General features: G+C 62.3%; 1 protein-coding gene. It reads left to right on the top strand.

Features of this window, described 5'->3' with window-relative positions; translation table 11 throughout:
• Positions 1–666 (top strand): efflux RND transporter permease subunit (locus JK635_RS28800; RefSeq protein WP_202655282.1); only part of this gene is annotated, 666 nt, incomplete at both ends.

Below are 666 nucleotides of genomic sequence, written 5' to 3'. Positions count from 1 at the left end.
GGCGTGCTGGGCTTTCGCTTCATCGAGCAGCAGTTCTTCCCCGACTCGTCGCGGCCGGAACTGATGGTGGAAATGTGGCTGCCTGAGGGCGCATCCTTCGGCGCCACCGAAAACCAGGTGAAAAAGTTCGAAGCCTTCCTTGCGAAGCAGAACAGCATACGCAGCTATACCAGCTACGTCGGCACTGGCAGCCCGCGCTTCTACCTGCCGCTGGACCAGATTTTCCCGCAGACCAACGTCGCGCAAGTCGTCGTGGTGCCCAAGGACCTCAGGAGCCGTGAAGCGATGCGCCAGAAGATCACGGAACTGTTCAAGACCGATTTCCCGGAAGTGCGCGGCCGGGTCCGGCTGCTGCCCAACGGGCCGCCAGTGCCTTACCCAGTGCAGTTCCGGGTTAGCGGACTGGAAGTGGGCAAGGTGCGCGAGGTGGCCGACAAGGTCAAGGAAATCATGCGCGCCAATCCCAACACGCTCGGCGTGAACGACAACTGGAACGAGTCGGTCAAGGTGCTGCGCCTGGACCTTGACCAGGACAAGCTGCGCGCGCTGGGCGTCACTACCCAAACGGTGATGCGCACGGCCAATACCATCCTGTCCGGCACCACCATCGGCCAGTTCCGCGAAGGCGACAAGCTGATCGACATCGTGATGCGCCAGCCGGTCGAC

The organism is Neobacillus paridis (assembly GCF_016765675.1).
Lineage (GTDB): Bacteria > Bacillota > Bacilli > Bacillales > Cytobacillaceae > Neobacillus > Neobacillus paridis.
Note: the sequence above shows the minus strand (reverse complement) of the source record. Positions and strands in the feature narration are given on the sequence as shown.